12 protein-coding genes and 1 riboswitch are annotated in these 12,848 nt (G+C 37.7%); of the genes, 11 read left to right on the forward strand and 1 reads right to left on the reverse strand.

Annotated features, from left to right (window positions below; all coding sequences use genetic code 11):
• Positions 1-57: 57 nt before the first annotated feature.
• The 8 genes from ABJE44_RS01910 (at position 58) to ABJE44_RS01945 (ending at position 7,680) form a co-directional block, all read left to right on the forward strand.
• Complete coding sequence (locus tag ABJE44_RS01910) at positions 58-1,869, forward strand: putative 2OG-Fe(II) oxygenase (protein ID WP_348111551.1); 1,812 nt, start codon at positions 58-60, stop codon at positions 1,867-1,869.
• Between the two features lie 211 nt (positions 1,870-2,080).
• Positions 2,081-2,236 (forward strand): transposase, encoded by a 156-nt coding sequence (locus ABJE44_RS01915; protein ID WP_348111550.1) that lies wholly within the window; start codon positions 2,081-2,083, stop codon positions 2,234-2,236.
• Positions 2,237-2,730: 494 nt separating this feature from the next.
• Positions 2,731-3,495, forward strand: coding sequence for a DUF3450 domain-containing protein (locus ABJE44_RS01920; protein ID WP_348111549.1), 765 nt, complete (start codon positions 2,731-2,733; stop codon positions 3,493-3,495).
• 5 nt (positions 3,496-3,500) lie between these two features.
• Positions 3,501-4,853, forward strand: coding sequence for a MotA/TolQ/ExbB proton channel family protein (locus ABJE44_RS01925; RefSeq protein WP_348111548.1), 1,353 nt, complete (start codon positions 3,501-3,503; stop codon positions 4,851-4,853).
• 1 nt (position 4,854) lies between these two features.
• Positions 4,855-5,379, forward strand: coding sequence for a MotA/TolQ/ExbB proton channel family protein (locus tag ABJE44_RS01930; RefSeq protein ID WP_289032116.1), 525 nt, complete (start codon positions 4,855-4,857; stop codon positions 5,377-5,379).
• 12 nt (positions 5,380-5,391) lie between these two features.
• A complete protein-coding gene (locus ABJE44_RS01935; protein WP_133469298.1) occupies positions 5,392-5,793 on the forward strand; it encodes a biopolymer transporter ExbD in 402 nt (133 codons plus the stop codon).
• Position 5,794: 1 nt separating this feature from the next.
• Positions 5,795-6,406 (forward strand): energy transducer TonB, encoded by a 612-nt coding sequence (locus ABJE44_RS01940; RefSeq protein WP_133469299.1) that lies wholly within the window; start codon positions 5,795-5,797, stop codon positions 6,404-6,406.
• On the forward strand, positions 6,406-7,680 hold the full coding sequence (locus ABJE44_RS01945) for a tetratricopeptide repeat protein (RefSeq protein WP_348111547.1): 1,275 nt from the start codon (positions 6,406-6,408) through the stop codon (positions 7,678-7,680). Before ABJE44_RS01940 ends, ABJE44_RS01945 begins: the two co-directional genes overlap by 1 nt.
• A 62-nt stretch (positions 7,681-7,742) precedes the next feature.
• Here the strand turns inward: ABJE44_RS01945 and ABJE44_RS01950 are convergent, their stop codons facing one another.
• A complete protein-coding gene (locus tag ABJE44_RS01950; RefSeq protein ID WP_348111546.1) occupies positions 7,743-9,836 on the reverse strand; it encodes a GNAT family N-acetyltransferase in 2,094 nt (697 codons plus the stop codon).
• A gap of 63 nt (positions 9,837-9,899) precedes the next feature.
• Here ABJE44_RS01950 and ABJE44_RS01955 point away from each other — a divergent pair, with 63 nt between their 5' ends.
• The 3 genes from ABJE44_RS01955 to ABJE44_RS01965 form a co-directional block, all read left to right on the forward strand.
• Entirely contained in the window at positions 9,900-10,277 is a 378-nt protein-coding gene (locus tag ABJE44_RS01955) for a hotdog domain-containing protein (protein ID WP_133469302.1), read from the forward strand.
• A 68-nt stretch (positions 10,278-10,345) separates the two neighbouring features.
• Complete coding sequence (locus ABJE44_RS01960; RefSeq protein ID WP_348120618.1) at positions 10,346-11,197, forward strand: hypothetical protein; 852 nt, start codon at positions 10,346-10,348, stop codon at positions 11,195-11,197.
• Between the two features lie 104 nt (positions 11,198-11,301).
• Positions 11,302-11,406: riboswitch (TPP riboswitch) on the forward strand.
• A 77-nt stretch (positions 11,407-11,483) separates the two neighbouring features.
• Positions 11,484-12,848: TonB-dependent receptor plug domain-containing protein (locus ABJE44_RS01965; protein WP_348120620.1), on the forward strand; the 1,365-nt coding region annotated here is incomplete at its 3' end.

A 12,848-nucleotide genomic window follows, 5' to 3' on the forward strand; every position in this document is an offset into this window, starting at 1 on the left:
GTATTGCAACTTCATTTAATTTATTATCTCTACTTTTGCTAATCGGTTCCCATTTAAATGCATAGAATGACGCTCAATCCACAACAAGCCCTTAATACAGCCATGCAGTTCATGCATACAAGAAAGTTTGAACAAGCTTTAGGTCTTTTTTTGCAACTAGAAAAGAGCGGTATGAATGATCATCGATTATATAGAGCTACAGGCTCGGCATATGAACGACTTGGTCAAAAGTACAAAGCTCTGCAGTATTTTAAACGCTCACTATCATTGTCACCAAATCAAGGCGACCTGCTCATTGCTGCCGGTAATATTTCAATTGAAATTGACGATGCTAGGAAAGGAGGCGAGTTTTATTTTCAAGCTTTAAAGCTTAAGCCTGAAGATAAAGGGGTTTTGTATAAATTAGCAACGAATTATCTAAGGCTCAAAGAATACAGCAAAGCATTTGATGCTTTTGATAAGTTAGTCAAACTTGAACCGTTACATAGTGAAGCCATTGTAGGTAAAAGCAAAGCTATGGGGCATCTACAACCTAGCTCTGTCACTAAAATGCTTATGAGTGCTTTAAACGCCAAGCCTGATGATACTTTAATTCTTAGAGAGTTGGCTTGGTGTTACAAGCAGCAAGGGGACTTTGGCAAATCAATTCAGTTATTTCAAAGAGTCGTAGATATCGATGTTTACAATATCGAGGCATTCGAAGACTTAGCATTAAATTATTTAGACTTAGGTGACACAGCTCTAGCTTTGATTACCTTAAAAAAAGGGCTAAAGTTAGACTTTCAGCACGCAAAGTTGAATAAGTTATTGTGCAGATTAAAGTTTGAATTAGCAGAGGAGGATTACTTGGATCATTATCATCAAATGCCTCGTAACTCCATGTCTATAAATGTTTTTGCTGATTACATTAATCAATTGATTAGCGACGGTAATTTAACTAAAGCACAAGCTGAATTGCGAAACATAAATCCTCATTCAAATAAATATAATGTGAGTTGTAGTCTCCAGTTATCTATTTGGGAAAAGCAGAAGCAGTTTGAGCAAATTATTCGCTTTGTTAGATGCTCCCAAAAAAGTAATCAAGCTTTGCCCACTTTCCTTATCGAATATTTGGCTAAATCATATCTTGGATTGGGGGAAGGAGCGCTTGCACTTGATACCATTAAACCATTAGTCCAAGGTTTTCCTGACAACCAGTATTTCATGGCACTTTACTCAACAGCTTTGAGGCAAACAGGTTCTAGTGAATATGATAATTTGTGTGATTACGACAATCTAGTCTTTCAGCAACCTATTCAGCTCTCATCTAAGAGTGAAAGCATCGATAGTTTTAATGCGAGGCTAGCAGCAGTAATTGAAGAGTTACACATAACAAAACAGCAGCCTCTAAATCAATCTTTGTTAGGTGGAACACAAACCCTTGGTAATTTACTTACTCGAGAACATCCTGTCATTCAAGAGCTCAAAGCTAATTTGGAAAAAACCTCGAAAGAGGTAATAGGCTCGATTACTAAAGACAGCTATCATCCTGCTCGAAAATTTGTAGATAACAATTTTTCCATCGGCTCTTCTTGGTCGGTTAAACTTAACAATCAAGGCTATCATGCATCTCATATTCATCCTAAGGGATGGTTTAGCAGTGCTTACTACGTAAATTTACCCGAGGAACTGAAGCAAAACTCTAGAGATGGGAGCTTGCATATGGGAAAACCAGGAATTGCTCTTAATTCAGAGTTAAGCGCTGAGCGTTGGCTTAAACCAGAAATAGGATCCTTGGTATTGTTTCCATCATATTTTTGGCATGGGACTGAGCCTTTTTCTAGCGAGGGTAATAGACTTTCTGTCGCTTTTGACCTCGTATCTAAATGATTCTATGTAACTTTGTTTAGTCTTTAAGGGCGTAGTGAAAATCACGGGTGCTTGTCCTCCGTGCTGGATAATATAAACAGGGGCCTGTTTATATTATTCGTCATATAGAACTTCAAAGAAACACTCATCAAGTTTAACGACTAATGCATCATTTCGTTTTTGTATTACTAGATCTAGACGGAAAGTGTTTGTTGAGCGTTATCGGGAAGCAATGAAGGCGATTATTCGAAAGATTGGGTATCACTATGATACTGATATTCACGAACTAGAAACCCCAGATGATCACATTCACAGGGTGATAAAGGGAATATCTAAGTTGGATCCAAATCACGTAATGCAAGGAATCGAAAGTATATCCGCAAGATAATCATTTCCAATGTCCCTAAATGTAAAAAACGTTACTTTGGAGAGTTAAACTTTGGACATAAAGTAATTTTGTTTAACAATTGGTAACGCCATTGAAGTCACTACTAGAAAATATGCTCAGAATTAACTTATAGCGCTTGAAATCAAAGAAGAAAATACCAAGCCGTTGGGGGGGGGGGGAACTCGTTCGCTTTCGGCTACTTCATTTGTCGAGTTAAATTTCTACCAAGTGTAATGTCCTTTTTTTGGGAGTTTTAAAAAGTATGGTCGTACTATATCTAAATGCAACAATTAAATTTAACAAAATGTGGATTTTAACCACTAGTACATCCTTGACATCTCGTTAGCTTCCATGTGAATATTCTACAGTCTTATTCTTTAATCTAATAAAGAACTAAGCCCCTTAAATAACAGAGCTTAAAAGCCCCTTATTCACATATTTTATAGTGTGAAAAGGATTCAAAAAAAGAAAATTGGTTGGGAATTATGTCCAAAATGAGCAAGAGAAACCTTATTGCTTCTGCCGTCGTTGGTGCTATTGCACTCGGTAGCAGCGCTGTTGTCTCTGCAGATCCGTTAAATGATCTTCATAAAGAAGAAGCAAAAATTCATACGGCTGCAGCGAAGTCCCAAGAGAAAATCAACAACCTGTACGAGCAGTCACAGGAATTATTTGTTGAATATCGTGGAATTGTAGACGAAACAGAAAACTTGAAAGTATATAACGATTACGTTGCAACCTTAGTTGCGGATCAACAACGTGGAATCGATTCTCTTCAAACTCAGATTGATGGTATCGAAGGCGTTAAGCGCGGAATCGTACCTTTGATGTTCAGAATGATTGATAGTCTAGAGCAGTTTATTGATCTAGATGTTCCAATCAACCTTGAAGAGCGTAAAGAGCGTGTTGAACGTTTACGTGATGTTATGGCTAACTCAAATGTTACTACATCAGAGCAATTCAGACAGGTTATTGAAGCCTATCAAATTGAAAATGCTTACGGTAAAAAAATAACGTCATATCAAGGGACATTTGATTATCAAGGCACTGAAGTGACAGTTGATTTCTTCAACTTAGGTAGAACTGCGCTAATGGCTTTATCTCTTGACCAGAAACAAGCTTGGATCTGGGATAATGATGCCAGAGCATGGGAAGTACTTGATGATTCATACGTAAGTTCAGTTGTATACGCTGTACGTATGGCGAATGCACTAGTACCACCTGACCTTCTTGAACTACCAATTAAAGCAGCGGAGTAATATTGATGAAAACTGTATTTAAATCTATATTTGCTGCTGCATCTATTTCTTTATTAGCCACTTCTGTCAACGCAGCGAGTACTCTTGAAGAGTTATTAGAAGATGTTAAGAAAAATCGTGTTTCTGAAGCACAAATCAATAAACAAAGAGAAGCTGAATTTCAATCTGAGCGTGCTGATAAGCAAGCATTAGTAAGAAAAGCGCAAGCTGACCTTAAAGCAGAAAAAGCTCGTGGTGATGCATTAGCTAAGCAATTTTCAGATAATGAAGTTGCTCTTGCTGAAAAAGAAGCTGAGCTTGTTCAAGCAACGGGTACTTTAGGTGAAATGTTTGGTGTTGTGCGTCAAGCATCTGCTGAAGCCTATGGCCAAATCTCTACTTCAATTGTAAGTGCAGAATTCCCAGGACGTGACGAGTTCCTAAAGCGTATGTCTGAAGAATCTAAAGGTTTACCTAATATTAAAGAATTAGAAGATCTGTGGTTTGCATTACAAACAGAAATGACTGAGTCTGGTCAAGTTTCTAAATTTACTACTGAAGTTGTTAACTTGGATGGTGGTTCTCAACAGCAAGAAGTTTTACGTGTTGGTACGTTTAACTTAGTTGGTGAACAAGGCTACTTAGTTTATGACGACCAGAATAAAATGGTTCAACCTCTTGGTCGCCAACCTGATGGTTACCTAGTTAGTTCTGCTGAAGAGTTATTAAATGCAACTTCTGGTTTAGTTCCTTTCTATGCAGATCCATCTAGCGGTGCAATACTTGGCTTATTGAAAGAAAAAGCGACTATGATGGAGCGTTACCACGCTGGTGGATACGTAGGTTATGTAATTACTATCATGTTAGCGATTGGTTTACTAATCGGTTTGTACAAAATAGTTACACTAACAATCATCGGTGGCAAAATCCGTTCGCAAGCTAAAAATGTTGGAACTCCTTCTACTGGAAACCCTCTTGGTCGTATTCTTCAGGTTTATCAAGATAATAAATCTCAAGATGTTGAAACGTTAGAGTTAAAACTAGATGAAGCTATCATGCGCGAATTACCAAAAATCGATAGCGGAATAAACGTTATTAAGATCTTTGCTGCAATCGCACCTCTGTTAGGTCTGTTAGGTACTGTATTAGGTATGATTTTGACCTTCCAACAAATTACTTTGTTCGGTACAGGTGACCCTAAACTAATGGCTGGTAGTATTTCGATGGCATTGGTAACAACCGCCCAAGGTATTATCGCTGCATTACCACTGTTGTTAACTCACAGTATCGTAGCTGGACGTAGTAAATCTATTACGCACATCTTAGATGAGCAAGCTGCAGGCATAGTTGCTGCACACGCAGAGTCGGAGAAAGCTTAAGATGTTATACCTGATAGAACTATGGGAGTCTGTCAGGGACTTTATCGCTGCCGGCGGTGACGTTCTTTACGTTGTCGCTTTAACACTCTTTCTTATGTGGGTTTTAATGATAGAGCGTTATTGGTATTTAGGTTCTGTATATCCAAAAATTAGAGATGAAATTATCTCTAATTGGGATGCACGTACCGATACTACCTCATGGTATGCGCATAGAATCCGTGACACATGGATTTCACAAGCATCCGATGGCTTAAGTGCAAGAATGATGTTAATCAAAATTCTTGTTGCTATGTGTCCTTTAATTGGTCTTCTAGGAACAGTTACTGGCATGATCGGTGTATTTGAGACTATGGCGACTCAGGGGACAAGTAACCCTCGTCTTATGGCCGGAGGTATTTCTATGGCAACTATTCCAACTATGGCTGGAATGGTAGCGGCATTGTCTGGTGTATTCTTTAGTTCTCGATTAGAAGCTAAAGTTAAAATAGCCAGAGCTAAGCTGATAGACAGCCTGCCCCATCATTAAAGAGAGGATCTTATGGGTCGAAAAATTAGAGTAGAAGACGAAGATGCAGAAATTGATATGACACCTATGCTTGACATAGTGTTTATCATGCTGATTTTCTTCATCGTAACTACCGTTTTTGTAAAAGAAGCGGGTATTGATGTAAACAAGCCAAACGGTACTCAATCTATCATGCCTAAAAACGCAAACATTTTTATCGCAGTAACAGCTGATGAGAAAGTGTGGATTGATAAGCGTGAAGTAGATATTGATAGCGTTCGAGCAAACTTAGAACGTTTGATGGCAGAGCAGCCTTCTGATGTAATTATAATTCAAGCTGACAAAGAAGCCGAGCACGGCGTAGTTGTTGAAGTTATGGATCAAATTAAGTCAGCTGGTATTGATCGAATCTCAATAGCAACGGCAGGTAGTTAATATGGGTCGATTAATAGTTTCTATATTAGTAGGGGCCGCGATAGCGTTTGGGCTTTTTGTATTGATGGCTAAACTGATATCTAATACATCTATGCCACCCAAAAAGCAGACTGATTCGCCAATTATCGATATTGTTATGGCAACACCTGACGATGCGACGCAGTTGAGACAGCGAGTTCCGCCGCCTCCACCGCCGCCGCCGAAGCAACCACCTAAAATTGAACCGGTTGAACCTGATGTAGCTGACGTTAATACTGATGGACTTGGTTTTAGTATGCCCAGTGTTGATGTTGGTGGAGCCTCAGTGAATATTGGAGGTGTTGGAGCAATGCGTGATGGTGAAGCGACACCTATCGTCCGTATTGAACCTAAATATCCTGTACAGGCTGCTCGTGATGGTAAAGAAGGCTGGGTAAAACTGTCTTTTACTATTAACGAAGTAGGTGGGGTTGAAGATGTTAAGGTTATTGAAGCCGACCCTAAACGTGTTTTCGACAGAGAAGCGCGTAGGGCCTTAGGTAAGTGGAAATACAAGCCTAAGATTGAAGACGGTAAACCAATGAAGCAATTCGGCCTAACTGTGCAATTAGACTTTAAGTTGGATCAATCATAATGAAGAAATATTTAAAACATTTGTGTGCGGTTTCAGCTCTAACTGTGGCTGTGGTTTCTCCTAGTGTTGTTTACGCGCAAGCTAAAGCAAAGCCAGTTGGACCAATAGCTTGTCCAGACTATAAGCGAGGGCCTACTAATATACCTAGCCAAAAGGTAGGTAAAAAAGTAGGTCAAGCTTTAGAGTTTTATAATAACGATCAAGTAACTGAAGCATTAGACGTTTTATATGATATTGAAACGTCTGATGGATTTGACCGAGCGTTTACTGATAGATTTATAGGTAACTTACTTGCCACGCAAAATGGGCAAGGTAAGAAGTCTATAGAGTTTTTATCGAAAGCTGTGGCGTCAAATGAGTTAAATGACTCTGATCAAGTGGGGACTATTAAGTTAATTGCAGACTTGAGTCTTCAAGAAGAAGAGTATGACGACGCTATTAAATGGTATAACCAATGGATGGACGTTACTTGTAAAGAAGATTTTGATGCTTATTTCAGAATCTCTAACGCTTATTATCAAACTGGCAAGTTTGCTGAGATTATTGAGCCTATCAACAAAGCTATTAGCTTAGCTGATAAGCCAAATAAAACAGCCTATGCCCTGAAGATGACTTCTTATTACAATCGTAAGATGTATAAAGAAACCATCGCAGTTCAAGAAGATATCGTTAGGTTGTTCGCTGAAGATAAAACGCAGTGGACGCAATTAGGATTCTTTTATTTATTAGTAGAAGACAATAAGAAAGCTTTATCTACTTTCGAAGTTGCTTATGGGCAAGGTTACTTGACCAAGGCAGCAGAGATTAAAGCTTTAAGTCAACTATATACAATGAATGATATTCCAATCAAAGCCGCCAAGATACTTGAAGAACATATTGAGTCTGGGTTAATTGAAAAAGATGCAAAAATGCTAACAAGCATAGCTACGTCTTATCAACAAGCTAAAGAATTTAAAGAAGCGGCTAGTTATTATGAACAGTCAGCTCTTTTATCTTCTGACCCTGATATGTATCAGAAACAAGGCGTTATGCTTTATATTGCTGAAAGATATAACGAATCTTTAGTTGCCTTACAGAAAGCCTTAGATGGTGGTTCTGATAAGGTTGGGCGTATCCATTTGACTATGATGGAAGCGAACTTTTATAAAGGTAGTTTCAAAACAGCTTATAAACATGTGTTAGAGGCTAAAAAGGATAAATCAACGGCTCGTAGTGCGAGAAGTTGGGAACCTTATATAAAAGAAAAAGCCAAAAACCGTGGTATAACACTTTAGTTTAAAAAGCTCCTTAGGGAGCTTTTTTTATAACCATTATAAGCTTTGTATCAAAACAAAGATCAAAGTAGTTTTTTAATACTTTGCCTTAGCATTAACTCAATCTGCTTTTTCCCTGTTAAATTAAACTCATCAGCTAATTGTTCATACGTTTTAGATTGGAATATCATAGCGGTTAAAAATAGTGCTTCTGTAGTGCCTATGATGCTTTCGTAGTGTAGATTCGAGGATACAGTCAAGTAGACATCCCTAAGGCAAGTAGATAATTGCCTGTTACCTGATAAGAATTGGTCTAGTTTTCCTTCATTATAAGTCTGTTTTTTAGCCGGCAAACTAAGAATTAAAGCTAGTGCAATATCAGTTGGTAAGCTCTTCAATGTTTTATTAAGGTTAAACCTAAGTTCATCAGAAAACTCTAAAGTTAATTTTGGGGTTAGATTTGTACTTAGGCTTTTTAACGTTTTTATACATATACAATTATATTCCCCACTAGACATTTCAGGTTTTTGTCCCAAGTGAACTAAATCAAAGTGAGCTTTGTTCCAAAAATTTATTATCTCAAAATTTGCACCAAAAGCTGCACTTAGAAAGCCAATATCTCTTTTTACAGCGTATTGTTCTAAATAGATGAGTAGCGCTTGTCCTAACCCTTTACGTTGATACTTTGCATCGATAGCAATTCGGCTGATCCGCCATTGTTTTATGGTACTTAACTCTGGAATATTATATTGGGCGGTGAGTTGTTGGCTCACTAAATGTCCTTTCACACGCCTATTACCGCTAGCAATTTCATTTTTAATGGGGGCTAAATTTTCGCCACCTTCTTCGATAACCTGAACAACACCAATAATATTATCGGCTGTCATTAATACAAAGCATGTTTGATCATGAGAGTCCAATAATCGTTGGAGGTCGTCCGGGCTAGTTTGGTAGTGGGCATTAAGTAACAACTGAAATATTTGCTCCAGTGTTTCATCATTTTTTAACAATTCCGATTTTGATAATTTTCTAAAATAGAAGTCTTTATTATCATTTGGTTTATGCGTTTTAGCTTTGTAGTCATAAAACATAGTATTAAACCAAAAGCTTTCTAGCGCATCTTCGTTATACCATCTAATTGGTTGTCTTAAATGAACTCTTTTATAGTTAGGCTTTAGTTTTTTTAACTGCTGAGTAAACTTTATCTCAAAGCCACGTCCACTACCTTCATAACCATGACTAGTTGAGCTAAAAATGATTCTTGGAAATTTTTTCAAGAGCTTTGTAAGAATATGTATTGGAATTGCGGCTGCTTCATCTACAAAGATAACGTTAGGTAACTCAACAGCTAACAATAGTTGGTCTACGGGTTTAAAAATAAGTGTGCTGGTATTTAATTTAATTGAGGACTTATTGTGTTCGATATTCCTTGGTAGTGATTTTTTTGCGTGTTTAAAAATCTGTTCGGTATTGCCAATAAGTGGAGCACTAACCCATATAGTTGTGGATGCCTTTTGCATTAATTTTGCTGCGGCGAGCCCTAGAGCAGATGATTTACCTCTTCCACGGTCAGCAGTTAGTAGAAGTGGTCTATTGGCACGGCCGTGGGCGTGTTTACATATTAGTTGAACGGCACTTTCCTGTTCTAATAGTTGATTTCTTATATGTTCATCTTTGCTTATACATATTGGGGAGTGAAATAATTCTTCAGTTAATATAGCAACTGATGGGTCATTTAAAAAAGCACTACTTAAATAATCATAAAACAGATTTTCAACAGTGATCTGCTTAAGGCCGTAGGATATTCGATTAATATTCTCTGGATCTGCAAAGGTTTTCCATTCTTCGAAATCAGGACAAAGAATAATCATTAGGCCGCCAGCTTTTATAGTGCCGCTCAAAGCCATGGCGGCATTGGCTCTAAAGCCTTCAAAGCAATCTAGAATTAAATAATTATGCTCTTGTCCTAGTCTGCTTCGGTAATCCTTGATATTGATATCTTTGATATTTAACTGAGGGCTTCCTACCCATAAGGTCTCTTCATTAGCTAATTGAAAGATTGGACTAAGGTTTTTGGATACCCAGTCTCTATTGCCACTTATAACTAATAATTGTCTATGACATTTTTCTTCATTTCGTTTTTGAAGCCAAATACTTAATTGACTAGCTGAATTCACTTATTTAGGATCCATTGTCCGCACCAATGGGTGTAGTGTATGCAAAGTTACTAAGGAATACGAATGCGCTTTTTATCTAGAAGGTTAGTCATGCCCAATGACTTAAATTATGCAAACTCTTTATTTGGAGGAAGGGCGTTAGAATGGATTGATGAAGAAGCTGCTATCTATGCTATTTGCCAATTAGATACCAATGTACTCGTAACAAAACATATTGGGGAGATTAGTTTTGAGTCTCCGGCAATGCAAGGAGATGTTGTTGAATTTGGACTTGAGACAAAAAAGGTTGGGCGAACCTCAATTACTATTACATGTTTGGTGAGAAATAAAATTACTAAAAAGACAATCTGTGTTGCAGATGATATTGTCTTCGTGAGTCTAGATGCTGAAACTAGGCAACCTAAACCCCATGGGAAGACAAACTCACTATTAGAGCAGTAAAATTCTAACTATAAGTTTAATCTAGTCTACCAGCGCTCTTGCTAAAGTGATTTAACGGATGAATACAATTGAAATTGTTTTATAGAATATTTCTACCCCTGTTATTTAATATAGTCATTGTAGAAATGATATTTGCTGCAGAAAATCCTGATTACACCTTTTTGCAAGAGTATATGCTGCCAGCAGAGCTAAAAGAAACATCCGCTTTGTTCTGTTCTAAAAATGACACAGCTTTTACTTTAAATGACTCTGGAAATGAGCCTGTAATCTATGAAATAGATAGCAAAGCTAACATAGTTAATGAACGTTTATTTAAAGTGAAGAATAGAGATTGGGAAGCGATAACAGGAGATGGTACTCACTTATATATAGGTGATATTGGTAACAATAGTGGAAATAGAAAGACCTTAAAAATACAAGAAATCTTAGAAAATGGAACGGCACATAAACCCAACACACTTCGTTTTACTTATCAAAATAATCCATTAAAAGAAAATAAGTATCTAAATCACGATTATGATGCTGAGGCGCTGGTGAATGTAAACGAGAGTTTGTATTTATTTTCAAAAAGTTGGGATACGGGTACATTATTTGTTTATCGCTTAGAGAAAGTTAATCCCACACAAAGCATCAAACCAATAGCAGAAGTTAATGGGCTACCTGGAGTTATCACTGGTGGAGATTATGATTATGAGAACAAACGCTTTATTTTAGTCGGATATAAAGTGTGGGGCTTAGGTTTTTTCTCGCCTTTTATAACAATATTAGATGAACAACTAAATTTAATTAAATTTTTTGATTTAGAGGGGTATGGACAAGTTGAAGGTGTTTGCGTTTCGCCAAAAGGTGAAGTGTGGTTTACTCAAGAGAGCTCAATATTTTCGAGAAATAAACTTGTAAAAATTAAAGTGACTGAGTAAATATCATTTAGCTCTTTCACATGCAATTACTGCTATTGCTAATCAGTTTGGCACTGTTAGACTATACAAGCTAAGAACGTTTGATATGAAAAATATCGATTGTTCTTTTCACCAGGGGGTGCCTCGTAGGCTGAGAATTGAGCTTTGACTCATAAACCCTTACACCTGATCCGGATAATGCCGGCGTAGGAATGGCAAGACACTTATTTACCTATTAACGGTATAACTCCCCATTTACCTGCCGTAAACCCGGATCTTTTCAACCATACTGAAGAGATCCTCTTAAATGATATTTAGTAAAAAACCTTTGGCTAGTTTAATTAGTTGTTTATTAGCCAGCACTTACGTATCTGCTCAAACTAGTCAAGAGCAAGCATTAGAAGCAAATGTAGAAGTTATAACTGTTCAAGGTGCATTAACTGCTACGCCTTTATCAAAAATGGCTACTAGTATCTCTGTGCTAGATGAGGCGGCGATTGCACAGCGACAGGCGCAACACCTTGAAGATATTTTAAACCGTGCCGCTAATGTAAACTTTGCTAGTGGAGCGAGCCGAGGTCGCTTTATTCAAATCCGAGGCATAGGCGAACGTAGTCAATTTACCGATCCGGTTAACCCTTCTGTTGGTTATTTAGTCGATGGTATAAATTATTCTGGATTGCTAGCCGGTGCTAGTACTTTTGATATTGCTCAGGTAGAAATATTTAAAGGCCCTAACAGCGCTCGTTTTGGTGCTGATGGTCTAGCAGGAATGATTAATGTAATAAGTAACGATCCAACTGATGAGTTTACCTTAGATACTCAATTTGGAGTGGCTAATTATGGAAGTTGGAATATAGGCGCTGCGATTGGTGGTGCGTTTAGTGAATCTGTGAAAGGCCGGTTATCTGTGCATCAAAATACCAGTGATGGTTTTATTGATAATATCTGGTTAGGTAGAGACGATACTAATAATGTTGATGAGTTGACTGTTCGTGGGAAGCTTAATTGGCAAGTGTCTGATGATTTATCCCTAAATACAGTCGTGCACTTAATTGATGTCAATAATGGTTACGATGCTTTTTCTCTTAATAGAGACAGGACTACGTTATCAGACGAGCCAGGTTTCGACACACAAGAAAGTGAAGCGGTTGCTGTTGCCTTTAAATATGAAGGTTTGGAGTTTGCCAACCTAGCGTTGCAAACAAGCTTTATGCAAGCTGACTTAGGTTATGGATACGACGAAGATTGGAGTTATGTAGGTATTGCTCCAGGATGGGAGTACTCATCAACAGATTACTATTTCAGAGATCGTGAAGACTCGAGTTTTGAAGCAAAATTAAGCAGTAAAAATAGTGATACTAATGCTTGGGTAGTGGGGTTGTACTTTGCTGATGAAACTGAAGAGTTAACTCGGGAGTATACTTGGTTAGCTGATCCCTTTGAAAGTCAGGTAGACCGTGTTGATTTAGCGTTATTTGGAGAATATAAATACATATTATCTGAATCTCAATGGTTAACTACAAGTTTGCGTTTAGCGTCACAAACCCTTGATTACGTTGACTCTAACTTAATTGATGAAAAAATAGACCATACAGATTGGGGAGCGGAAGTCAGCTATCACCAAAATGTAGGTGACAACAGTATGCTTTATCTTAGTTTATTACGTAGC

The sequence above is a fragment of the Paraglaciecola sp. genome, from assembly GCF_039942875.1.
Classification (GTDB): domain Bacteria; phylum Pseudomonadota; class Gammaproteobacteria; order Enterobacterales; family Alteromonadaceae; genus Paraglaciecola.

Bases quoted from the DNA above. Each gene is read 5' to 3' on its own strand.
- ABJE44_RS01920 (WP_348111549.1), top strand. From the start codon at position 2,731: ATGAGCAAGAGAAACCTTATTGCTTCTGCCGTCGTTGGTGCTATTGCA.
- ABJE44_RS01925 (WP_348111548.1), top strand. From the start codon at position 3,501: ATGAAAACTGTATTTAAATCTATATTTGCTGCTGCATCTATTTCTTTA.
- ABJE44_RS01930 (WP_289032116.1), top strand. From the start codon at position 4,855: ATGTTATACCTGATAGAACTATGGGAGTCTGTCAGGGACTTTATCGCT.
- ABJE44_RS01955 (WP_133469302.1), top strand. From the start codon at position 9,900: ATGCGCTTTTTATCTAGAAGGTTAGTCATGCCCAATGACTTAAATTAT.
- ABJE44_RS01910 (WP_348111551.1), top strand. From the start codon at position 58: ATGCATAGAATGACGCTCAATCCACAACAAGCCCTTAATACAGCCATG.
- ABJE44_RS01915 (WP_348111550.1), top strand. From the start codon at position 2,081: ATGAAGGCGATTATTCGAAAGATTGGGTATCACTATGATACTGATATT.
- ABJE44_RS01935 (WP_133469298.1), top strand. From the start codon at position 5,392: ATGGGTCGAAAAATTAGAGTAGAAGACGAAGATGCAGAAATTGATATG.
- ABJE44_RS01945 (WP_348111547.1), top strand. From the start codon at position 6,406: ATGAAGAAATATTTAAAACATTTGTGTGCGGTTTCAGCTCTAACTGTG.
- ABJE44_RS01940 (WP_133469299.1), top strand. From the start codon at position 5,795: ATGGGTCGATTAATAGTTTCTATATTAGTAGGGGCCGCGATAGCGTTT.